The 21,360-nt window shown below is 71.9% G+C and carries 27 protein-coding genes; 14 read left to right on the forward strand and 13 right to left on the reverse strand.

Translation table 11 applies throughout. The features are described from left to right. Positions 1–11 precede the first annotated feature (11 nt). Genes metX through P5G50_RS08525 form a run of 3 tightly spaced genes read right to left on the reverse strand, consistent with a single transcriptional unit; the run spans position 12 to position 2,751 of the window. Positions 12–1,217 (reverse strand): homoserine O-acetyltransferase MetX, encoded by a 1,206-nt coding sequence (gene metX / locus P5G50_RS08515; RefSeq protein WP_301210952.1) that lies wholly within the window; start codon positions 1,215–1,217, stop codon positions 12–14. 41 nt (positions 1,218–1,258) lie between these two features. Continuing rightward, a complete protein-coding gene (locus P5G50_RS08520) occupies positions 1,259–1,951 on the reverse strand; it encodes a potassium channel family protein (protein ID WP_301210950.1) in 693 nt (230 codons plus the stop codon). 26 nt (positions 1,952–1,977) lie between these two features. Next, positions 1,978–2,751, reverse strand: coding sequence for an SDR family oxidoreductase (locus P5G50_RS08525; RefSeq protein ID WP_301210949.1), 774 nt, complete (start codon positions 2,749–2,751; stop codon positions 1,978–1,980). A gap of 138 nt (positions 2,752–2,889) precedes the next feature. Between P5G50_RS08525 and P5G50_RS08530 the strand changes: the two genes are divergently transcribed. After that, the gene (locus tag P5G50_RS08530) at positions 2,890–4,212 is read left to right on the forward strand and encodes a bifunctional o-acetylhomoserine/o-acetylserine sulfhydrylase (RefSeq protein WP_301210947.1); all 1,323 of its coding nucleotides are present in this window, start codon (positions 2,890–2,892) and stop codon (positions 4,210–4,212) included. 79 nt (positions 4,213–4,291) lie between these two features. On the opposite strand, the gene P5G50_RS08535 is transcribed toward P5G50_RS08530, so the two are convergent. Together P5G50_RS08535 and P5G50_RS08540 are read right to left on the reverse strand one after the other, a co-directional pair. Further along, entirely contained in the window at positions 4,292–5,101 is an 810-nt protein-coding gene (locus tag P5G50_RS08535) for a nucleotidyltransferase domain-containing protein (protein ID WP_301210946.1), read from the reverse strand. Positions 5,102–5,136: 35 nt separating this feature from the next. Then, positions 5,137–6,597, reverse strand: coding sequence for an MFS transporter (locus P5G50_RS08540; RefSeq protein WP_301210944.1), 1,461 nt, complete (start codon positions 6,595–6,597; stop codon positions 5,137–5,139). A 41-nt stretch (positions 6,598–6,638) separates the two neighbouring features. Here P5G50_RS08540 and P5G50_RS08545 point away from each other — a divergent pair, with 41 nt between their 5' ends. The 6 genes from P5G50_RS08545 (at position 6,639) to P5G50_RS08570 (ending at position 10,010) form a co-directional block, all read left to right on the forward strand. Next, positions 6,639–7,160 carry a phosphoribosyltransferase gene (locus P5G50_RS08545; protein WP_301210942.1) on the forward strand — a complete coding sequence of 174 codons (522 nt, stop codon included), beginning with the start codon at positions 6,639–6,641 and terminating at the stop codon, positions 7,158–7,160. Positions 7,161–7,227: 67 nt separating this feature from the next. Continuing rightward, entirely contained in the window at positions 7,228–7,881 is a 654-nt protein-coding gene (locus tag P5G50_RS08550) for a uracil-DNA glycosylase (protein WP_301211401.1), read from the forward strand. A 63-nt stretch (positions 7,882–7,944) separates the two neighbouring features. Beyond that, positions 7,945–8,523: a GNAT family N-acetyltransferase gene (locus P5G50_RS08555; protein WP_301210941.1), complete on the forward strand. Its 579-nt coding sequence runs from the start codon at positions 7,945–7,947 to the stop codon at positions 8,521–8,523. Between the two features lie 25 nt (positions 8,524–8,548). Continuing rightward, a complete protein-coding gene (locus tag P5G50_RS08560; RefSeq protein WP_301210939.1) occupies positions 8,549–9,217 on the forward strand; it encodes a class I SAM-dependent DNA methyltransferase in 669 nt (222 codons plus the stop codon). A gap of 10 nt (positions 9,218–9,227) precedes the next feature. Beyond that, positions 9,228–9,776: an EXPERA domain-containing protein gene (locus P5G50_RS08565; protein ID WP_301210938.1), complete on the forward strand. Its 549-nt coding sequence runs from the start codon at positions 9,228–9,230 to the stop codon at positions 9,774–9,776. Then, on the forward strand, positions 9,777–10,010 hold the full coding sequence (locus P5G50_RS08570; protein ID WP_301210936.1) for a hypothetical protein: 234 nt from the start codon (positions 9,777–9,779) through the stop codon (positions 10,008–10,010). Between the two features lie 9 nt (positions 10,011–10,019). Here the strand turns inward: P5G50_RS08570 and P5G50_RS08575 are convergent, their stop codons facing one another. After that, positions 10,020–10,358 carry a DMT family transporter gene (locus P5G50_RS08575; RefSeq protein WP_301210934.1) on the reverse strand — a complete coding sequence of 113 codons (339 nt, stop codon included), beginning with the start codon at positions 10,356–10,358 and terminating at the stop codon, positions 10,020–10,022. 35 nt (positions 10,359–10,393) lie between these two features. On the opposite strand from P5G50_RS08575, the gene P5G50_RS08580 reads away from it, so the two are divergent. Beyond that, entirely contained in the window at positions 10,394–10,828 is a 435-nt protein-coding gene (locus P5G50_RS08580; RefSeq protein WP_301210932.1) for a VOC family protein, read from the forward strand. 14 nt (positions 10,829–10,842) lie between these two features. On the opposite strand, the gene P5G50_RS08585 is transcribed toward P5G50_RS08580, so the two are convergent. Genes P5G50_RS08585 through P5G50_RS08595 form a run of 3 tightly spaced genes read right to left on the reverse strand, consistent with a single transcriptional unit; the run spans position 10,843 to position 12,919 of the window. Then, the gene (locus P5G50_RS08585) at positions 10,843–11,622 is read right to left on the reverse strand and encodes a hypothetical protein (RefSeq protein WP_301210931.1); all 780 of its coding nucleotides are present in this window, start codon (positions 11,620–11,622) and stop codon (positions 10,843–10,845) included. After that, entirely contained in the window at positions 11,619–12,560 is a 942-nt protein-coding gene (locus P5G50_RS08590; protein WP_301210929.1) for an ABC transporter ATP-binding protein, read from the reverse strand. The genes P5G50_RS08585 and P5G50_RS08590 overlap by 4 nt, the downstream gene beginning before the upstream one ends. Then, positions 12,557–12,919, reverse strand: a complete 363-nt coding sequence (locus P5G50_RS08595) for a GntR family transcriptional regulator (protein ID WP_301210928.1) — start codon at positions 12,917–12,919, stop codon at positions 12,557–12,559. Before P5G50_RS08595 ends, P5G50_RS08590 begins: the two co-directional genes overlap by 4 nt. Positions 12,920–13,011: 92 nt before the next feature. Between P5G50_RS08595 and P5G50_RS08600 the strand changes: the two genes are divergently transcribed. Both P5G50_RS08600 and P5G50_RS08605 read left to right on the forward strand, forming a co-directional pair. After that, positions 13,012–14,439, forward strand: a complete 1,428-nt coding sequence (locus tag P5G50_RS08600; RefSeq protein WP_301210926.1) for an amidase — start codon at positions 13,012–13,014, stop codon at positions 14,437–14,439. A 56-nt stretch (positions 14,440–14,495) separates the two neighbouring features. Then, a complete protein-coding gene (locus P5G50_RS08605; RefSeq protein ID WP_301210925.1) occupies positions 14,496–15,875 on the forward strand; it encodes a pyridoxal phosphate-dependent decarboxylase family protein in 1,380 nt (459 codons plus the stop codon). A 38-nt stretch (positions 15,876–15,913) separates the two neighbouring features. Here the strand turns inward: P5G50_RS08605 and P5G50_RS08610 are convergent, their stop codons facing one another. Beyond that, positions 15,914–17,719, reverse strand: coding sequence for a gamma-glutamyltransferase family protein (locus P5G50_RS08610; protein ID WP_301210922.1), 1,806 nt, complete (start codon positions 17,717–17,719; stop codon positions 15,914–15,916). A 53-nt stretch (positions 17,720–17,772) separates the two neighbouring features. On the opposite strand from P5G50_RS08610, the gene P5G50_RS08615 reads away from it, so the two are divergent. Continuing rightward, a complete protein-coding gene (locus P5G50_RS08615) occupies positions 17,773–18,495 on the forward strand; it encodes a YoaK family protein (protein WP_363319461.1) in 723 nt (240 codons plus the stop codon). Positions 18,496–18,539: 44 nt separating this feature from the next. Here the strand turns inward: P5G50_RS08615 and P5G50_RS08620 are convergent, their stop codons facing one another. Together P5G50_RS08620 and P5G50_RS08625 are read right to left on the reverse strand one after the other, a co-directional pair. After that, positions 18,540–18,872: an MmcQ/YjbR family DNA-binding protein gene (locus P5G50_RS08620; RefSeq protein WP_301210921.1), complete on the reverse strand. Its 333-nt coding sequence runs from the start codon at positions 18,870–18,872 to the stop codon at positions 18,540–18,542. Positions 18,873–18,878: 6 nt separating this feature from the next. After that, positions 18,879–19,265, reverse strand: a complete 387-nt coding sequence (locus P5G50_RS08625) for a DUF1844 domain-containing protein (RefSeq protein WP_301210919.1) — start codon at positions 19,263–19,265, stop codon at positions 18,879–18,881. Between the two features lie 244 nt (positions 19,266–19,509). Between P5G50_RS08625 and infC the strand changes: the two genes are divergently transcribed. The 3 genes from infC to rplT are packed head-to-tail and all read left to right on the forward strand — an operon-like array spanning position 19,510 to position 20,807. Next, positions 19,510–20,190, forward strand: coding sequence for a translation initiation factor IF-3 (gene infC, locus P5G50_RS08630; RefSeq protein WP_435870918.1), 681 nt, complete (start codon positions 19,510–19,512; stop codon positions 20,188–20,190). Next, positions 20,190–20,384 carry a 50S ribosomal protein L35 gene (gene rpmI, locus P5G50_RS08635; protein WP_301210918.1) on the forward strand — a complete coding sequence of 65 codons (195 nt, stop codon included), beginning with the start codon at positions 20,190–20,192 and terminating at the stop codon, positions 20,382–20,384. Before infC ends, rpmI begins: the two co-directional genes overlap by 1 nt. Before the next feature lie 30 nt (positions 20,385–20,414). Then, positions 20,415–20,807 carry a 50S ribosomal protein L20 gene (gene rplT, locus P5G50_RS08640; RefSeq protein WP_301210916.1) on the forward strand — a complete coding sequence of 131 codons (393 nt, stop codon included), beginning with the start codon at positions 20,415–20,417 and terminating at the stop codon, positions 20,805–20,807. Between the two features lie 62 nt (positions 20,808–20,869). Here the strand turns inward: rplT and P5G50_RS08645 are convergent, their stop codons facing one another. Beyond that, on the reverse strand, positions 20,870–21,289 hold the full coding sequence (locus P5G50_RS08645; RefSeq protein ID WP_301210915.1) for a hypothetical protein: 420 nt from the start codon (positions 21,287–21,289) through the stop codon (positions 20,870–20,872). Positions 21,290–21,360: the final 71 nt, after the last annotated feature.

The raw sequence follows: 21,360 nt of genomic DNA on the forward strand, positions 1-21,360 counted from the left end.
CTCCGTTCCCCTCACGCTGCGAGCAGCCTCCGCAGGTGCCCGCCGACGGCGTCGTCCTCGATCAGGAACGCGTCGTGCCCGAAGTCGGACCTGATCACCACTGGAACTCTACCGTCGATCGTGTCGGGCAGGTGCGCTGCGATCAGCTGCTGCCCCTCCACCGGGAACAGCCGGTCGGAGTCGACGCCGAGCACGAGCGTGCGCGCCGTCACCCGGGAGAGCGCCGCCGCCAGGCCGCCGCGGCCGCGGCCGACATCGTGGGAGTTCATCGCCTGCACGAGTGTGATGTAGCTGTTGGCGTCGAAGCGCCGGGTGAACTTGTTGCCGTGGAAGTCGAGGTACGACTCCACGGCGAACCGGCCGCCGCCGCCGAGCGGGCTGATCCCGCTCTGCCACGCCCGCTCGAAGCGCTCGTTGAGCTCGTCGGGGCTGCGGTAGTTGAGCAGCGCCATCCGGCGGGCGAGCGCGAGGCCGCGGTGCGGCCCGTCGCCGTCGCCGGCGTCGTAGTAGAGGCCGCCGCGGAACAGCGGGTCGGTGCGGACCGCCTCGATCTGCACCGAGTTGAGGGCGATCTGGTCAGCGGTCGAGAACGGGGGAGCGGCGAGCACGGCGAGCCGCTCGACGCGCTCCGGGAACATGACGGCCCACTCCAGCGCCTGCATGCCGCCCATCGACCCGCCGACGACCGCGGCCCAGCGGTCGATGCCGAGGGCGTCGGCCAGCGACGCCTGGGCGTTCACCTGGTCGCGGATGGTCGTGAACGGGAACCGCGGCCCCCACTCAGCGCCGTCGGGGGCGATGGAGGCGGGACCGGTCGTGCCCTGGCAGCCGCCGAGCATGTTCGGCACCACGACGAACCAGCGGTCGGTGTCGATCGCCTTGCCGGGGCCGATGATCCCCTGCCACCAGCCGGCGGTCGGGTGGCCGGGACCGGCCGCGCCGACCGCGTGGCTGTCGCCGGTGAGCGCGTGCGCGACCAGCACGGCGTTGTCGCGCTCCGGGCTCAGCTCGCCCCAGGTCTCGTACGCGACACGGACGAAGGGGAGGCTCTCGCCGCTCTCGAACGAGAAGGCGCCGATCCCGGCGAACCGCCGCGACCCCTCCGGGTCGGACTCCTTCCACGCGCCGCTCGCGGGAGGCTTGCCGAGCAGCGAGCGCGCCTGCGCCTCCGTGATGAAACTCGACGGGGCCGTGTCGGCGGAAGTCTGCCACTCCATGACACCCATTGTCCTGGAGGCGGGGAGCGCCGCCGTCCGTGTTACGGAGCGTCCCCGTCGCGATCGTCGCCCGAGTCCTCCGCGGACCGCGCCTCGCGCTTGCGCAGGTGCACGGTGCGCTCGTTGAGGTACGACACGATCGTCGCACTCGCCGTGCCGACGATCGCGACTCCGCCCATCATCAGGATGACGGCGAGGATGCGCCCCGGCACCGTCACCGGGTAGTAGTCGCCGTAGCCCACCGTCGCCATGGTGACGCAGGCCCACCAGACGGCGTCGCCGAAGCTGCGGATGTTGGAGCCCTGCGCGTAGCGCTCCACCTGGAACTCGGCGAGGGCGATCACATAGATGAACATGACCACGAAGCTCGCGGCGATGATGACGACCCGGCGGCGCAGGTGCGCGGCCGTGTTGCCGCGGAGCCCGGGAAGGCGGAACAGCCCGGTCAGCAGCCGGAACGGCCGCGCGACGGGCAGGAACACCGAGAGCAGGTCGACCGGGTTGCGCTGGACGAACCGCAGCTTGTGCTCGGCCAGGCTGAACCGGACGACGTAGTCGACGACGAAGAACAGCCAGATGGCCAGCAGGATGGCGAGCAGCACGACACCGAGGTCGCGCGGCTTGTGCTCCTCCAGCACGTTCCAGGAGTAGATGACGAGGAACAGCGCGCTGGCCGCGACGCCGGGCCACGCGGTGGCGCGCTCCCAGCGCTCGCGTTTCGCGTCGTCGGCCATGCTCGCCCCCTTTCCGGTCCGTGCGCTCAGTCTGCGACGCGCAGGGCCCCCTTGTGCAGACGGTACGGCGCCGCCTGGGCCACCGGCTTCACGACGATCAGGTCCAGGTCGACGTGACCGGGCAGCTCCAGGGCGTGCACGATGGTCTCGGCGACGTCCTCCGCCGAGAGCGGCTCAGGCACATCCTCGTAGACGGCGTCGCGGCGCGCCTTGTCGCCGCCGAACCGCACGAGCGAGAACTCCTCGGTCGCGACCATGCCGGGCGCGACCTCCACCACCCGGATCGGCTCGCCGTTCAGCTCCAGCCGCAGCACCTCGGTCAGCGCGTGCTGCGCGAACTTGGCGGCGTTGTAGCCACCGCCGCCGACGTACGCGGTGTGGCCCGCGATGGAGGTGAGGTTCAGGATGTCGGCGTGGCCGGCATCGCGCGCGCCGGCGCGCAGCAGCGGCAGCAGCGTGCCGATCATCCGCTTGGTGCCGAGCACGTTGACCTCGAACATCCACTGCCAGTCGTCGATGTCGGACCTCTCGACCGAGTCGAGGCCCTTCGCGCCGCCCGCGTTGTTGACGAGGGCGTGGACGGGGCCCGTCGCGGCGAGGTGGTCGCGGAGGGCGTCGACGTCCTCCTGGCGGGTCACATCGGCCGCGAAGACCTCTGCTCCGGTCTCCTCGGCCAGCTCGCGGAGGCGGTCCTCGCGCCGGGCGACGCCGACGACCTCCCAGCCCCGCTCCCGGAACAGGCGCACCGTCGCCGCACCGATCCCCGAACTCGCTCCCGTCACGACCACGCGTCTGCTCATGCCGCCCATTCTTCCGGGTTACGGCGTATTGCGCAGGCGTTGCCCGCCCCGGCGGGCGCCCCTAGCCTCGAAGAGGAGGCGGTGGCAGTGCCGCCACGACAGACCTCACGATCACGCTTCACCCGAAGGAGAGACGCCATGACCGACGCCGCCCAGTGGCAGTTCGAGACCAAGCAGATCCACAGCGGCGCAGCGCCGGACCCGGTCACCAAGGCCCGCGCCACGCCGATCTACCAGACCACCTCCTACGTCTTCGACAACGCCGAGCACGCCAAGAACCTGTTCGCCCTCGCCGAGTTCGGCAACATCTACACCCGCATCCAGAACCCGACCCAGGCGGTCGTGGAGGAGCGGCTCGCGGCCCTCGAGGGCGGCTCCGGCGCGCTGCTGGTCGCCTCCGGCCAGGCCGCCGAGACCTTCGCCGTGCTGAACATCGCGCAGGCGGGCGACCACATCGTCTCCTCCAGCTCGATCTACGGCGGCACGTACAACCTGTTCAAGTACACGCTCGCCAAGCTCGGCATCGAGACGACCTTCGTCGAGAACCAGGACGACATCGAGGAGTGGCGCCGCGCGGTCCGCCCGAACACCAAGCTGTTCTTCGCCGAGACCATCGGCAACCCGAAGATCAACATCCTCGACATCCGCACCGTCGCCGACGTGGCGCACGAGGCGGGCGTACCGCTGATCGTCGACAACACGATCGCGACGCCGTACCTGATCCGCCCGTTCGAGCACGGCGCCGACATCGTCGTGCACTCGGCCACCAAGTTCCTCGGCGGCCACGGCACGGTCATCGGCGGCATCATCGTCGATGGCGGCACCTTCGAGTGGTCCAAGAACGTCGACAAGTTCCCGGGCCTCACCGAGCCGGACCCGTCGTACCACGGCGCCAGCTACACGGCCGCTGTCGGCGACCCGCTCGCGTACATCATCAAGGCCCGCGTGCAGCTGCTGCGCGACCTCGGCGCGGCGATCGCACCGGCCAGCGCCTGGCAGCTGATCCAGGGCATCGAGACGCTCTCGCTCCGCGTCGAGCGCCACACGCAGAACGCGCAGGAGATCGCGGAGTTCCTCGAGGCGCACCCCGACGTCGCCTCGGTGAACTACTCCGGTCTGCCGACCAGCCCCTGGTACGCCGCCGCCAACACGTACGCCCCCAAGGGCGTCGGCGCGGTGCTGTCGTTCGAGCTCAAGGGCGGTGTCGACTCCGGCCGCGCGTTCGTCGACAATCTCGCGCTGTTCAGCCACCTAGCGAACATCGGCGACGTGCGCAGCCTGGTCATCCACCCGGCCTCGACCACGCACTCGCAGCTGACCCCGGAGCAGCAGCTCACCGCGGGCGTCACGCCGGGCCTGGTGCGCCTGTCGGTCGGTCTCGAGAACGTCGACGACCTGAAGGCCGACCTGGCCGGCGGTCTCGCCGCGGCCCGCGCGGTCGCCGAGGCCGCGCGCGCCTGACGACCGCCTCTCACGCAGAAGGGTCCCGACACGCCGCCCGGCTCCGGCCGGAACGGCGCGTCGGGACCCTTCTGCGTGGTCAGGACTGCTCGGCCAGCGCGACGCACTCGCGCAGCAGGCGGATCGCCTGGCGGGCGTCGCCGGTCGTGAACGTCTGCCGGTCGCCGGCGCGGTCGCGTGCCGCGCGGTCGAGCAGCTCGGCGTGCTCCGGCCAGCGCGCCGCGGCGACGGCCGCCGCCTCGCTCTTGGAGACGACCTCGCCGGTCTCCATCGAGGCCACCAGCCGGATGGGCCCGAGCGCGATCCAGCGCACGGTCTCGTTGCGCACCGGGTCGTCGTCGGAGCGCGGGGCGAGCTCGGCCTCCGCGCCGTCCCCGATCTGACGCCAGTAGTCGAGGAGGTTCGCGCGGGAGTACTCGCGCACCCCGGTCTGCGAGTCGGGATGCCGGTCGGAGGTGGGCGACCAGATGACGTCGCCGCCGTCCACGATGCCCTGCACGCCGCTCTCCAGCTCGCGCCAGGTGGCCCAGCTCAGCTGGCCGCCCGGCATGGCGGAGACGAGCACGCCGTCGACCACCTGCGGAGCCGTGAGCACCGCGTCGGGGCCCCGGGCGAGCTCCGACTCGGTGAGGTAGACGCCGTCGATGTGCGGGTCGGACTCCGCGTGCAGCCGGCCGAGCGCCTCCAGCTCGGGGGAGGGATCGCGGTTGACCACGAAGACGACGTCGATGTCGCTGACGCCGTCGTGCCAGTCGCCGGTGCTCGCCGATCCGGTGACGATCGCGCGGCTCACCAGCCCGGGAGCGAGACGGCGTTGCTCGAGGAGGAAGCGAGTGAGCGCCTGCGCCACGGCGGGCGGGAGCTCGGGCATCGGCGGTTGGCGATCCATGGCGGTTTCCTTCCCTCGGGCGGTCTGGGGCGGTGTCAGGCGGCGGGGACCTCCGCGTCCCCGAATGCGAGCCTCGGCACGAAGAACAGCAGCACGGCCGCGACGAGCGCGCCGAGACCGCAGATCGTCCACACGACCATGTAGCCGAGGAGGCTGGCCGCCGTCGCCGTGACGGTCGCGGCCCCGCTCAGCAGCACGACCCCGAACACGGCGGAGGCGAAGGAGCCTCCGATCGTCTTGGTCGTGTTCGTCATCGCCGTCGCGACCCCGGTCTGGCCGCGCGGAGCCGCTGCGGCCGCTGCGGCGGGGAGCGCGCCGACCAGGGCGCCCGAGCCGATGCCCGCGATGGCCATGTTGAGGAACACCTCCCACGTCTGCAGATGGAAGGGCAGGAACATCAGGTAGCCGATGGCGACGAGGAACGAGGCCCCGATCAGGGTGACCCGCGGCGTGAGCCGCGACGAGATCACCGGGAACAGCAGCGCCCCGACGATCATCGAGATCAGATAGGCGCCGATCAGGATGCTGCGCTGGCCGGCCGACAGCCCCAGCCCGTAGCCGTTGACCGGGTCGGTCCCGGCGTAGGTGCTGAGCGGCGCCTGCGCCCCGAGGAGGCTGATGCCGATGAGCCCGGCCGTGAGCTGCACCGGCCACATCGCCGGGCGGCGCAGCACCCGCAGATCGATGGCGGGGTCGGCCTGCTGCAGCTCCCAGCGCGCGAACGGCACGAAGGCGAGCACGCCCACCAGGATCAGTGCCCAGACCCACCACGTCCCGACGCCGTTGATCCGCAGGAACGTGAGCCCGGAGGTGATCAGCAGCAGCGCAAGCGCCAGCAACGTGAAGCCGATGCCGTCGAGCCGGCGGCCGGGCACCGGCTCCGACTCAGGGACGCCGAGGAGGATCGCGAAGAAGACGAGCGTCACCGCGACCGCCGGCACGACCAGCGTCAGCGTGACGTCTCCACCGAGCGCCTCGAACAGGAGGCCCGCGCCGACCGCGCCCAGGATCGCTCCCGCCTCCAGCGCCACGACCAGCAGGCCGGCTGCGCGCCGGGTCTGCGACGCGGCGGTGCCGGTGCGGCGGCCGCGGTCGAAGATGAGCGCCACCTCCAACGGCAGCCAAACCACGTAGAAGCCCTGCAGCGCGAACGCGATCAGGTATGTCGTGAAGTCGCCCGAGAACGCGACCGCCCAGGTGGCCAGGGCGGTCAGCAGCGTCGCGGCGAGCAGGATGCGCTTGTGCCCGAACATGTCGCCCAGCTTCGCGAGCACCGGCACGACCAGCGCCGAGAGCAGCAGCTGGGCCGCCTCGAACCAGTTGTAGTCGGCGTCGTGGATGCCGAGATGCGTGACGATGTCCGAGATCAGCGGCACGTAGTAGCCCTGGAGGATGCCGCTCGTGAGCTCGACGAGCGCCAGCCAGCCGATCAGGCCCGCCGTGACGCCGATCGCGGCGGACGCCCTGCGCTGGACGCCCGTCTGCTGCGTGGTCATGCTGGATGCTAACACCGGCCGCGCCCCGGTACGGTAGAGGGATGGCCGCCCCTCTCGACGACTCAGGAACTGACGTGCTCGCGACCTCGGAGCGGGAGGTCCTGGGCTGGTTGGAGTTCGGCGAGGCCTCCCGGCACCTGGCCGGTGAGGTGATGGAGAGCGGCTACGAGCCCGACATGGTCGTCGCCATCGCGCGCGGCGGGCTGCTGCTCGCCGGGGCGATCTCGTACGCGCTGGGCATCAAGGCGTGCGGCGCGCTCAACGTGGAGTTCTACACGGGCGTCGACTCGCGCCTCCCGGAGCCGGTGGTGCTGCCGCCGATGCTCGACTCGGCCGCGCTCGACGCCAAGCGCGTGCTGCTCGTCGACGACGTGTCCGACTCGGGCCGCACGCTCGCGATGGTGGTCGACCTGATCGCCGCCTCCGGCGCCGAGGTGCGCACCGTCTGCCTGTACTCGAAGCCGCGGACCGTGCTCGAGCCCGACTTCGTCTGGCGCCGCACCGACCGCTGGATCACCTTCCCGTGGTCGGCGTTGCCGCCGGTCACGGCCGCCACCCACTGACGCGCGAGCGGAGCATCCGGTGACTGCCGCGCCGAAGACGCTCGAGGAGCTCGCCGCCGACGGGTCGATGGATCAGGGCTGGGCCGAGGCTCTGCACCCGGTCGCCGACCGCATCCGCGACATGGGCGACTTCCTGCGGGCGGAGGTCGCCGCCGGCCGGCACTACCTGCCCGCCGGGGAGAACGTGCTCCGCGCCTTTCGCGCCCCGATCGCCGACGTGCGCGTGCTGATCGTCGGGCAGGACCCGTACCCGACGCCCGGGCACCCGATCGGGCTGTCGTTCGCGGTCGAGCGGCACGTGCGGCCGCTGCCGCGCAGCCTCCAGAACATCTACCGCGAGCTGCGCGACGACCTCGGCGTCGCGCCGCCCCCGCACGGCGACCTGAGCGCCTGGTCGGCGAACGGCGTGATGCTGCTCAACCGGGTGCTCACGGTGCGGCCCGGCGAGCCGGCCTCCCATCGGGGCAAGGGGTGGGAGGCGGTGACCGAGCACGCGATCCGGTCGCTGGTGGCGCGGGGCCGGCCCTTCGTGTCGATCCTCTGGGGGCGCGATGCGGCCACGCTGAAGCCGCTGCTCGACGGCAACCCGGTGATCGAGTCCGCCCATCCGAGCCCGCTGTCGGCGTCGCGCGGGTTCTTCGGGTCGCGCCCGTTCTCGCGCACGAACGCGCTGCTGGAGGAGGCGGGGGAGCGCCCGGTCGACTGGTCGCTGGAGCCCTGATCCGTGGCGGCATCCACAGCCTCCCGTAACGCGCCCGCAACGGCGGCGACGTACGCTGGAGCGGTGCTGGAAGAGGAGTACCAGGAGCGCCGCGTGCTGCCGCGCCATCTGCGCAAGACGGAGCCGCAGGAGGCGCCGTTCGAGTACTCCCTCCGCGAGGCGCGGCCGGAGGATTTGCCGGACGTGCGCGAGATCTACAACCACTACGTCGCGAACAGCACCGTCACCTTCGACGAGGACCGCATGACGTTGCGCGAGTGGCGCAGCAAGTACGCGTACCTGAAGAAGCTCGGGATGCCGTTCATCGTGGCCGAGTCGCCCAGCGGGCAGATCCTCGGCTACGCGCTGGTCACGCCGTGGAAGCAGAAGCGCGCCTACCGCTTCACGGTCGAGAACTCGATCTACCTGCGCGCGGCCGCCACGGGCAAGGGCCTCGGCCGGGTGCTGCTGCAGGAACTGATCGACCGGTCGAAGGCCGCGGGGCTCAAGGAGATGATCGCGGTCATCGCCGACAAGGGGGCGGAGGCGTCCATCCGGCTGCACGAGAGCTTCGGCTTCACCGAGATCGGCCGCATGGGCAGGGTCGGCTACAAGTTCGACCGCTGGCTCGGGACCGTGCTGCTGCAGAAGTCGCTGAAGTAGCGCCGACCGCCGGTACTCTCGGCGCATGGACGACGCGATCACCGACCGCAAACGCGCGCTGTACGAGGAGGTGGCGGACACCTATGCCGAGTGGCTTCCCGACACGAGCTTCGAGGCCGGCATCGACCTCGCCCTGATCCGGGATCTGGTGGAGCAGTTCGCCGCGCAGGCCCCGGACGGCCGGGTGGAGGTCCTCGACGCCGGCTGCGGCACCGGACGCCTGATCCCGTACCTGCGGTCGCTGGGCGACGGCGTCGTGCCGACGGGCGCGGACCTCTCGCCGGCGATGCTCGCGCACGCGAGAGCCGCGCACCCCGGCGTGGAGTTCGTGGCGGCGGACCTCGCCGCGCTGCCGTTCGCCGATGGCCGGTTCGACGGGGTCGTGGCCTGGTACTCGATCATCCACACGCCGCCGCACGCGCTGCCGCGGGTCTTCGGTGAGCTGCGTCGTGTGCTGCGGCCGGGCGGACTCCTGCTGCTCGCCTATCAGGCCGGCGTGGGGGAGCGCGTCCGTGCGGGCGCGTACGGGCACCAGGTGGAACTCCTGGCGTTCCTCCACCACACCCCGTACGTCCAGGCCGCCCTGGAGGCCGCCGGTCTCGCGGTCGAGCTCACGCTGGACCGCGCGCCGCGCGACTCGCGCGCGCAGGAGCGCCAGCCGCAGGGCTTCGTCCTGGCGAGGCGTCGGGACTAGGCTCCCGCCCGTGACCACTGTGAGCCAGGACAGCAGCGGGCTCGCCTCCGCCGCCCCCGCGACGCCCGCGAACCTGCCGCTGCGCAAGCGCCCGATCGACATCCTGTTCATCGTCGTGTTCTCGCTGTTCATCGTCACGTGCGTGATCAGCGACGCGATCCCGACGCTCGGCATCCCGCAGGCGGAACACTCGCCGAACCTGCTGGCCCAGTGGAACTGGTGGTACTCGCACCAGTGGGATCCGCTCTACGAGCACCCGCCGCTGTGGCTGCGGTTCATCACGGGCACGAGCGCCTTCCTCTACCTGCCGTTCTACGTGCTCCTCGTCGTGTGCCTCGCGAAGGGCATCAACGGTATCCAGCTGTTCGCCGTCATCTACGCCACCATGATCATCAGCCTGACGGCCATCCCGATCTTCGGCGTCGAGTTCTTCGGGCCGGAGGGACAGCGCACGCCGAACCCGGCGATGTTCCTGCTCTACAACGGCCCGTACGTGCTGTTCCCGTTGCTGCTGCTCATCCGCATGCGCAAGCCGCTCCCGTTCACCAGGAGGTTCTGAATGCCACTGCTCGAAGATCTGACCGTCTACGAGGACGGCGACGACTACACCGTCTACGACCACACCGAGGTCCTCGAACAGGACACGGAGCTCGGCCGCGGGCGGCAGCTCGGCGTCATCCGGGCGCAGGCCGACGGCACGTACGTGCCGGAGGGTGCGGGCGCGGTCTACGAGTACGCGTCGCCGGCGCGCACGCTGGACGAGGCGCTGGAGGCGTTCGTCGGTTCGGCGTGACCGCGCCGCTCAGGCGGCGGGCTGCTTCGCGCCCAGCTCCAGCAGGCCCACCCCGCCGACCACGAGCACCAGCCCGACGATCTGCACCCAGGTCAGCGGCTCCTTGAAGAACAGCCACGAGATCAGCGCGATCGCGGCGACCCCGACGGCCGACCAGATCGCGTACGCGATCCCGAGCGGCACGCCGCGGGCGAGCGTCTGGCTGAGGGCGAAGAACGAGGCGACGTAGCCGACGACCACGACGACGTACGCCCACCACTTGGCGTCCTCGCCCGAGGTGAACTTGAGGAAGGTCGTCGCGACGACCTCGGTGGCGATCGCGACCGCGAGGTAGACATAGCCCAGCACGAGAGGCAACGCTACCGAGTGGAGGTGACGCGGGGATGGACGACGCGACAGGACAGAACGATACCGACCGGGTGCGCCAGCTGCGGATCGTGGTGGAGGCCGCGGACTACGACGACGCGCTCGCCTTCTTCCGCGACGTGCTCGGCCTGCCCGAGCAGGAGTCGTATCAGGGCGACGGCGGGGCGCGGGTGGCGATCCTCGACGCCGGCCGGGCGACGCTCGAGCTGGCGAACCCCGCGCAGAAGGCGATGATCGACGAGGTGGAGGTCGGCCGTCCGGTCGCGCCCGCCATCCGGCTGGCGTTCGAGGTCGGCGACGGCCGCTCCGTCACCGCCCGGCTGGTGGCGGCCGGTGCCGAGCAGCTCGCGCCTCCCACCGTCACACCGTGGAACTCGCTGAACGCGCGGCTGGCGGCGCCCGCCGGGCTCCAGATCACGGTGTTCCAGGAGCTCGGGGACGCCGCCGGCTGAGGCGGGCTGACGGATCAGCTCTTCGGTGTCGCCCTGCTGAGCGCCGCGTACCCGATCAGCGCGGCCAGGGCGGTCGGCACGAGCAGCCACGCCACCACACCGACTGAGCCCATCGTCACGAACCACTCGCCGACCGCCGGCCAGTTCTGCGTGAAGGTGATCAGCGCGACGCTGCCGACGATCAGCAGGGCGAGGACCGCGCCCGCCACGAGCACCCCGTACATCCGCCAGCGCATGTACAGCGTGCCGGCGGCGGCGCCGATCGCGAAGAAGAACAGCATCGCGACGAACACGATGAACAGCCGGGAGAGCACCCCGCCGTCGGCGAAGTACACGCTGGTGAACATGTGGCCGCCGAGGCCCCAGCCGTTCGTCCACTCCTCGACGTAGGAGAGCAGCGTGAACGCGACGGCGTAGCCCGCTGACAGCAGCACGAAGGTGAGCCCGGCGCCCAGCGCGAAGTCGCGTCGGGTGGCGCTGTAGCCGAGCGCGAACGGGAAGGTCAGGGTGATGGCCTGGATGCCCACCACGAGCATGTAGACGAAGATGTAGAAGGCTCCGCCGCTCCACTGCGTGCCGTCCATGGCGTCCGCCCGGTCGGCCGGACCGGTCGCGCCCCAGATGATCCACCAGATCAGCCAGTTCACGAGCCAGATGAAGCCCATGATCATCGCGGGCACCCAGATCGTGGTGGCCTTGTTGGCGACGATCAGCCGGACGACGCGCCAGATGCGGCGGGCGGAGGCGGGGGCGGCGCTCAGAGTGGGAGCTGCGGTGTCGGTGATCGCGGTCATGCGCTCTGCTCGAATTCTGTCTCACGGACGTTGGTCTTGCGGACGATGAGTTGCTGGAGGGAGACCGGCGCGAGCTCGAGCCCGGCGCTCGCGGCCTCCGCCCGGTCGGCCGGGCCGAGGCCCGCCACGGTCACCGAGGCGAGGCCGCCGATGCCGTCGCGGTGCAGCACCTCGCGGGAGGCCACGAACGCGTCGACCGCGGTGCGCGGGCCCACGACGGTGGTGGCGGAGCCCCGCAGCACGTCCGCGTCCTCGTCCATCAGGATGCGGCCCTGGTCGATGACGACGACGTGCTCGAGGAGGTTGGCGACCTCGTCGATCAGGTGCGTCGAGAGCACCACGGTGCGCGGGTGCTCCGCGTAGTCCTCGAGCAGCCGGTCGTAGAACAGCTGCCGTGCCACGGCGTCCAGGCCCAGGTACGGCTCGTCGAAGAAGGTCAGCGGCGCGCGGGAGGCGAGCCCGACGATGACGCCGAGGGCCGAGAGCTGCCCCCGGGAGAGCTTCTTGATGCGGCGGTTCAGCGGCACGCGGAACTCGTCGATCAGCTGCCCGGCGAACTCCTCGTCCCAGTGCTCGAAGAACCAGGGCGCGCTGCGGAAGACGTGCTTGGGCTGCCAGTCGTCGGGGTAGCGCTGGCTCTCTTTGATGAAGCAGATGTTCTGCAGGACGCGGGCGTTCTCGGTCGGCTTCTCGCCGAAGACGCGGAGGTCGCCCTGGCTGGCGAAGTCCTGCCCGGTGATGAGGTGCATCAGCGTCGTCTTGCCGGCGCCGTTGCGCCCGAGCAGGCCGTGGATGCGGCCAGGCCGCAGGGTGAGCGTGACGTCGTCGATGGCGGTGAAGCCGCCGAACCGCTTGCTGACGCCGGTGAGCTGCACCGCCGGGGCGATGGAGGCGGGCGCGGCGGTGCCGTGCGCGGTGGAGGTCGTGGGCGCGTTCATGCGCTGATGCCTTCCTTCTCGATCATGCTGGTGAGCTGGTCGGGGCCGATCCCGAGCTTCGCCGCCTCGGCGAGCAGCGGGCGCAGGTACTCGTCGCGGAAGGCCTCTCGCCGTTTGGCGACGAGCTTCTCGCGAGCGCCGGTGGAGACGAACATTCCGATTCCTCGCTTCTTGTACAGGATCCCCTCGTCGACGAGGAGGTTGACGCCTTTGCCGGCGGTGGCCGGGTTGATGCGGTAGAAGGCCGCGAACTCGTTGGTGGACGGCACCTGGCCCTCGGCGGGGTAGACCCCGTCGATGATGTCGTCCTCGATCTGCTCGGCGATCTGCACGAAGATCGGCTTGCCTTCGTCGATCACCGAGACCTCGTGGGTTCATTACTCATGTAACTAACCAACCAGGTCGGACCGGCGTTTGTCAAGAGCCGATTCGCGCGGGATAGCCTGGCGGCATGGCCGACCTTCACGAGCTGACCGCGCTGGCCCTCTGGCAGGAGCTGCAGAGCGGCCGCATCTCGCCGCGCGAGCTGACCGAGCACTACCTCGACCGGATCGAGCGGCTGAACCCGTCGATCGGCGCGTTCGTCACCGTCGACCGGGAGGCGGCACTCGCCAGGGCGGAGGAGGTCGCCGAGCGCGTGCCGCACACCGCGCCGCTCTGGGGGCTGCCCTCGGGCGACAAAGACCTCTGGCAGCGGGCCGGCGCCCCGGCCGGCTTCGGGTCGCGGGCGCTCGCCGGATTCGTCGCCGACACCTCCGACGAGATCGTGCAGACCCTCGACGCGGCGGGCACGGTGAGCCTGGGCCGGACCGCCGCCCCCGAGTTCGGCCTCCCGTCGTACACCGAGTCGCTCGCGAACCCGCCCGCGCGCAACCCCTGGGACCTCGCGCTCGGTGCCGGAGGGTCGAGCGGAGGCGCGGCCGCGGCGGTCGCGGGCGGCCTGCTGCCGTTCGCGCCCGGCTCCGACGGCGGCGGCTCCGTACGCATCCCGGCCGCCGCGTGCGGCCTGGTCGGGATCAAGCCGTCCCGCGGCCTCGTGCCGGCGGGCAGCGGACTGGAGTCGCTCGGCGGTCTGGTGGTCGCCGGGCCGCTGGCGCGCACCACGGCCGACGCGGCCCTCCTGCTCGACGGCATGATCGCGCAGCACAACGGCCGGATCGACCACCACTACACGCTGCGGGCGCCGTACGACGACGACGGGCCTTTCCTCGGCACGGCCGTGCGCGGGGAGGGACGCTTCCAGCTCGGCGTCATGACCACCTCCGCCTGGGACGACGCCTACGACATCACCGTCTCGCCCGAGGCGCACGCCGCACTCGACGCCGCCGTCGCGGCCTTCAGCGCCATGGGGCACGGGATGGAGGAGACGGCGCTCGCGCCCGACCCGACCTATGCGCCCGCGTTCCGCACGCTCTGGCAGGCGGGCGCCGCCTCCATACCGGTCGAGGGGGAGCAGCTCGACCTGCTGGAGCCGCTGACCTCGTGGCTGGTCCGCCGCGGCCGCGAGCTGACCGCCCGCGAGCTCGCGGAGGCGCTGCGCGCGCTGACCGCGTACGAGCGCTCGTTCATCGCGCAGCTCTCCGGCTTCGACGCCGTGCTCACCCCGGCGCTCGCCCTGACCCCCCGACCGGTGGGCTGGTACGACCAGGAGGACGGCGAGCGTAACTTCGCCCAGCAGGTGCAGTACACGCCGTTCACCTCGATGGTGAACGTGACCGGACTGCCCGCGATCGTGCTGCCGATCGCGCAGACGGAGGACGGCCTCCCGATGGGTGTGCAGCTGATCGGCCGCCCCGGGGGCGAGCGCACCCTGCTGTCGCTCGCGGCGCAGCTGGAGCGGCGCGTGCGCTGGTCGGAGCGGCGGCCGCCGGTCTGGTGAGAGGCGCTGCGACTCCGCTGGTGTGCGGGGAGGCCGCCCGCCGCTAGCATGCGCGTGTGGGCGATCGGGAGGATTTCGGTCCGACGCTCGACGAAGCGCTCGTGCTCGCCGAGCGCTGGCTCGACGGCGTGCGCGAGGGCCGCATCCCTCCGCAGGTCGACGTGGAGGCGGTGAAGGACGAGCTCGGCCGTCGCCTGCCCCAGCGCGGCGCAGACGCGGTGGAGGTGCTGCGCCGCCTGGCCGATGCGGTCGAGCCCGGCCTCATGCGGATGCACTCGCCGCGCTTCCACGGCTGGGTCATCGGCGGAGCGGAACCGGTCGCGCTCGGGGCCGACTGGCTGGTCTCCGCCTGGGACCAGAACACGGCGCTGCGCGAGGTCACGCCGGGCGTCGTCGCCGCCGAGGAGCTGGCGGGCGAGTGGCTGATCGACCTGCTGGGCCTCCCGGCCGGTGCGGAGGTCGGCTTCGTGACGGGAGCGACCGTCGCCAACCTCGTCGGACTGGTCTGCGGACGCGACGAGGTGCTGCGCCGCTCCGGATGGGACGCGCGCACCGACGGGCTGGCCGGCGGCCCCGCCGTCCGCCTCCTGGTCGGGCGCGAGCGCCACGGCTCGGTCGACAGCGCCGCCATCCTCGCCGGGCTCGGAGCCGGGCGGGTGGTGGAGGTGGACGACCAGGGCCGCATGCGGGTCGACGCCCTGCGCGAGGCGCTCGCCGAGGGGGAGGGGCCCGCCGTCGTGTGCCTGCAGGCGGGCAACATCCACTCGGGCGCCTTCGACCCGCTCGCCGAGGCCGCCGCCGTCGCGCACGAGGCCGGTGCGTGGGTGCACGTCGACGGCGCGTTCGGACTGTGGGCCGCCGCCTCCCCGCGGCTGCGGCACCTGGTGGAGGGCGTGGAGACCGCGGATTCGTGGGCGACCGACGCGCACAAGACCCTGAACGTGCCGTACGACTGCGGCATCGCCGCGGTCGGGCACCCGGAGACGCTGCACGCCTCATTGGCGCAGCATGCGGCGTACCTCCCCGGCTCCATCGACATCGCCGACCCGGCCGACCGGGTACCGGAGCTCTCCCGCCGCGCCCGCGGCGTCCCGGTGTACGCGACGCTGGCCCAGCTGGGTCGCGCCGGCGTCTCCGACCTGGTCGAGCAGCTCGCGGACGCCGCGTCCGCCATCGCCGACGGCGTGCGCGCACTGCCCGGCGCCGAGATCCTGAACGAGGTCGGCTACACGCAGGTCTGCGCGAGCTTCGGCGACGACGAGCGCACCCGTGCCGTGGGGGAGGCGCTGCGCTCCTCCGGCACCGCCCTCGCCTCGCCGTCGACCTGGCACGGCCGCGCCGTGCTGCGCTTCTCGGTCAGCAACTGGCTGACGGACGCGCACGAGGCCGCCCGCACGGTCGCCGCGGTGAAGGCGGCGGTCGCCGCCGTCGGCTGACGCCGCCGTTGCGCCGGAAACGGAGGCGACCCGCCCCGTCAGCGCCCGGCCGCGTACCCCTGCATCCCGCGCGGGTTCGCCGCCGCCTCCAGCAGCCCGGTCGCGGGGTCGCGGGTGACGGCCGACAGCCGGCCCAGCGTCCAGTCGCCGGCGCGGGTCACGCGGTGGCCGCGTGCCTCCAGGCCGGCGATGACGTCGTCACCGAGGCGGTCCTCGACGACCGCGCCCGCCGGCTCCCACGTCCGCGGCCAGAACGACCCCGCGATCGCCGTGCTGTGCAGGGTGGGCGCGTCGATCGCCTGCTGCGGCGTGTAGCCGCCGACGATCGTGCGCAGCAGGTAGGGCAGCTGCCACTGGTCCTGCTGGTCGCCGCCCGGCGATCCGACCGCGGTGACGGGGAGGCCGTCGCGCAGCACCAGGGTCGGCGTGAGCGTCGTGCGGGGGCGCCGGCCGGGCGTGAGGGTGGAGGGGGAGCCCGCCTCCAGCCACGTCATCTGCAGCCGGGTGCCGAGGCAGAAGCCGAGCGACGGGATGGTCGGGGACGACTGCAGCCAGCCTCCCGACGGCGTCGCGGACACGATGTTGCCCCAGCGGTCGACGACGTCGAGGTGGCAGGTGTCGCCGCGGGTCTCACCGGTGCGGGAGACGGTCGGCTCGCCGACGCCCGCGGTCGCGGCGCCCGTCGGCGGCGTGTACTCGACGCGCAACGGCGGGAGGAACGGCTCCACACCCTCCACACGGCCGGGGCGGCACTCCGCCGACGCCTCTTCGCCGATCAGGGCGCGGCGCTCGGCGGCGTACTCGGGCGAGAGGAGGCGCTCGAGCGGCACCTCGGCGTCGCCGTAGTAGGCGTCGCGGTCGGCGTAGGCGAGCTTCTGCGCCTCCAGGAGGGTGTGCGCGCCGAGCTCGGTGGCCGGGTCGAGCCGGTCGTCGTCGAAGCCGTCGAGAATGGCGAGCGTCTGCAGGAGCGCAGGCCCCTGCCCCCACGGCCCGGACTTCGCGATCGTGTGCCCGCGGAACTCCAGCGTCACCGCGGGCTCGTACGAGGCGCGGAAGGCGGCGAAGTCGCTCTCGGCGATCACGCCGGCGTGGTCGGTGCCGGGGGAGTGGCGGTGCGGGGTGCGCGCGAACGCGGCGGCCTCCCGAGCCACGAGGCCGGTGGCCCACTCCGTGCGCGCCGCTTCGATCCGCTCCTCGCGGGTGGCGGATGCGCCGAGCCCGTCTCCGGCGGCGACGAGCCGGTCGAGAACCGCCGCGTATGGCTCGTTGCGGATGATCTCCCCGGGCTCGGGAACGCGGCCTCCCGGCATCCAGCGCTCGGCCGACGTCGGCCAGTGCTGCTCGAACAGGTCGGAGACGGCGCGGATCGTCGCGGTCACCCGCTCCAGCACCGGATGCCCGTCCCGCGCGTAGCCGATGGCGAAGGCGAGCACGTCTGCCAGCTCCCACGTGCCGTGGTCCTTCAGCAGCAGCAGCCAGGCGTCGACGGCGCCCGGCACCGCGGCCGCCAGAGCGCCGGAGCCCGGCACCAGCTCCAACCCCTCCGCCCGGTAGTGCTCGGGCGTCGCCGCGGCCGGCGCCGGGCCCTGGCCGATGAGCACGACCGGCTCCGGGGCGTCGCCGCGGGCGAACAGCGCGACGAGGTCGCCGCCCGGGCCGTTGAGGTGCGGCTCCACCACGTGCAGCACGAACGCCGTGGCGACGGCGGCGTCGAAGGCGGTGCCTCCGCGCTCCAGCACGGCCTGGCCGCTCGCGGTGGCGAGCCAGTGGGTGGAGGCGGTCATCCCGAACGTCCCCTGCAGCGTCGGGCGCGTGGTGAAGGCGGGTGGAGGGGTGAAGGTCATGCCTCCATCCTGCCCCCGGCCCGCCGGTCCTCCCCGGGCTAGGGTGGGGGACCGTGTTCTCCCACCGCATGGCCCGTGTCGACCGCGACCGGCTGCACCTGGCCCTGATGCTCGCCCTGACCTTCTCGACCGGTGTCGTCGACGCCGTCGGCTACCTCGGCCTCGACCGCGTGTTCACCGGCAACATGACCGGCAACGTCGTGCTGCTCGGCATGGCGCTGACCGGAACGACGAACCTGCCGATCGTCCGGCCGCTGCTCGCGCTGTTCCTCTTCCTCGCCGGAGCGGTCGTCTCCGGCCGGGTGGTGCGCCGGGGGCCCGAGGGATGGTCGGGAGCCGTCTCGTGGATGCTGTGGGTCATCGCCGCCCTGCTCACCGCGATCGCGGCCGTGCTCGCCTTCCTGCTCCCGCTCGACACCGAGCTGGTCGGCACGATCGCCACCTCGGCGCTCGGCTTCGCCATGGGGATGCAGGCGGCACTCGCGCGGCGGGTGAAGGTGGCCGACGTGACGACCGTGGTGGTCACCTCCACGCTCACCGGCCTCGCCGCCGACAGCAGGCTCGCCGGAGGGAACGGCGCCTTCTGGCTGCGGCGCCTGCTCGCTGTCGTCCTGATCATGGCGGGCGCGGCGGCCGGAGCCCTCGCCCTGCTGGTGCACGTCTCGCTCGGCGTGCTGGTGTCGGCCGTCATCTCGATCGTCGTCGCGATCCTCGGCCACAGCGGCCACACCGGGCGGCGTCGCGCCGCGGCGGAGGCGGAGCCCGCGACTGCCTGACCCGGCGACCGCCTGACCCGGCGTGCGCCTGACCCGGCGTGCGCTCAGTCGAGCAGCCGGCGCAGCGCGGCCGGCGCCCGGTTGCGATACGCGTCGGTGACCAGCTCGCGCATCAGCGCGGGCTCGATGGCGGCGAAATCGACGCGCGCGGCGTTGAGCCGCCCGGCGTACCAGCTCTCCGAGCAGTGCTCCGGCCATGCGGCCGCCGCCTCCCGGATCCCCGCCTCTCCCAGCATCAGGTTGACCGTGCGGGAGCCGGCGTCGAGCATCGTCGCGAACCGGGCGCCGCGCACCCGGAACGCGGGCAGGCCGCCGTGGTCGTACTCCTCGGCCTCCGGGAGGCCGAGGGCGAGAGCGCGGACGGCGGCGGCGTCCATCGGCGGCTAGCTGACCGGCCCGGTGTACTTCTCGCCGGGGCCCTTGCCGATCTCGTCGGGGATGGGGGAGGCCTCGCGGAAGGCGAGCTGCAGCGACCGCAGGCCGTCGCGCAGGCTGCGCGCGTGCTGATCGCCGAGATGCTGGGCGCTCGCGGTGACGAGCCCGGCGAGGGCGTCGATCAGCTTGCGCGCCTCGTCGAGGTCGGTCTGGTCGTCGGGGTCGTCGGCGAGGCCGGTCTTGACCGCCGCCGCGCTCATGAGGTGAACCGCCGTCGTCGTGATGACCTCGACCGCGGGCACCTCCGCGATGTCGCGGGTGGCGTCGGCGATCGCCGCCTCCTCGTCGTGGCCGTGCTGGTCGCCCTGGTCGGCGAAGGCGAAGGTGTCGCTCACTGCATTCCTCTGCTAGAATCGTTCGGGCTCCGGGGCTTCTGCCTCGGTACGAAAGTGGAGAATCCTCCCACCCGCGTTGACCGCTTCATCAAGGTTACCGGGTCGTTGCACTCCGCCGCCGCTCTCCGGAGCGGGGGTAGTCAGGGTGCTGTACCAGGCCTGCGAATGAATCGCAGGGCTGCGCTGGTGCGTGGATTCTCTCCTTCCGCTCGGCGGTCACCGACCGCCAGAGGCACATCGAAGCATCGCTCGATCAGAGGAGAAAGACATCAGCGATCCCCGTACGAATGACCGTATCCGCGTCCCCGAAGTTCGACTCGTCGGCCCCAGCGGAGAGCAGGTCGGCGTCGTCAAGATCGAGGTCGCACTGCGACTCGCGCAGGAGGCCGACCTCGACCTGGTCGAAGTCGCCCCCAACTCCAAGCCGCCGGTCGCCAAGATCATGGACTACGGCAAGTTCAAGTACGAGGCTGCGCAGAAGGCCAAGGAGGCCAGGCGCAACCAGGCGAACACCATCCTCAAAGAGGTGCGGTTCCGCCTCAAGATCGACAAGCACGACTACGAGACCAAGCGCAAGCGCGCCGAGGGCTTCCTGAAGTCCGGCGACAAGGTGAAGGCCATGATCCTCTTCCGCGGACGCGAGCAGTCGCGCCCGGAGCAGGGTGTGCGCCTCCTGCAGCGCTTCGCGGAGGACGTGGCCGAACTCGGCACCGTCGAGTCCAACCCGACCATCGACGGTCGGAACATGGTCATGATCATCAGCCCGCTGAAGAACAAGTCCGAGGCCAAGCAAGAGGCCAACGCAGTACGTGCCGCTTCCAAGGCGCGCGCCCAGGGGCGCGACCAGGATGCGGCTGCTGACGCAGACGACTCTGCGCAGTCCGACGACAGTTCGCCCGCCACGGCGACGAACGAGGAGAAGTAATGCCCAAGCAGAAGACCCACTCCGGCGCCAAGAAGCGCTTCAAGATCACCGGCAGCGGCAAGGTCATGAAGCAGCAGGCCGGCATGCGCCACAACCTCGAGGTCAAGGGGAGCGACCGCAAGCGCCGCCTCAACTCCGACCAGGTCGTGCCCGAGGTGGACGCCAAGGTCGTCCGCCGGATGCTCGGCAAGTAGTAGACCCGAAGACGTAAGGAAGAACGACTAATGGCAAGAGTGAAGAGGGCTGTCAACGCCCACAAGAAGCGTCGGGTCATCCTCGAGCGCGCCGAGGGCTACCGCGGCCAGCGTTCGCGCCTCTACCGCAAGGCGAAGGAGCAGGTCACCCACTCGCTCGTCTACGCGTACCGCGACCGCCGCCAGAAGAAGGGCGACTTCCGCCGCCTCTGGATCCAGCGGATCAACGCCGCGAGCCGCCAGAACGGCCTCACCTACAACCGCTTCATCCAGGGCCTCGGCCTCGCGGGTGTCGAGGTGGACCGTCGCATCCTCGCCGACCTGGCCGTGAACGAGCCCGCCACCTTCGCGGCCCTCGTCGAGACCGCCAAGGCGGCCCTCCCGGCCGACACCTCGGCCCCGAAGGCCGACGCCGCCGCGTAAGTCTCTGCAGCGCAGAACGGCCCGGACGACATCAGTCGTCCGGGCCGTTCGTCGTTCCCAGGTCAGTCGTCGGCGCCGTGGCCGCCGGAGCCGTGGTCGTCGCCCGCGTCGTGGCCGGCAGGGTCGTCGGCGCCGTGGCCGCCGGACCCGTGGTCGTCGCCCACGTCGTGGGTGGCGGGGTCGTCGGCGCCGTGGTCGTCGCCCACGTCGTGGGTGGCGGGGTCGTCGGCGCCGTTGCCGCCGGACCCGCTGTCGTCCACGGCCGGCACGGGCGCGGGCGCGGGGATGCTGTCCGGCGTGGCCCGGGGTGATGGCGTCGTGGAGGCGGGCGCCTGCGTCGGCGCCACCACCCGGTCCTCCACCTGCGGCGGGTCGTCGCTGCCGCCTCCGCCTCCCGTCGCCGCCACCGCGCCCGCCGTGCCGACACCCAGCGCGAGCACCGCTGCTCCCGCCATCAGTGTGATCCTGAGTCGTCTCTGCATCGTTCCGCCTCCTTCGCGTTATGGATGACACGAGGTGGAGGCGCGAACGGATCAATCGCGGACGAACCTCG

The sequence above is a fragment of the Leifsonia williamsii genome (assembly GCF_030433685.1).
In the GTDB taxonomy this organism is placed as follows: domain Bacteria; phylum Actinomycetota; class Actinomycetes; order Actinomycetales; family Microbacteriaceae; genus Leifsonia; species Leifsonia williamsii.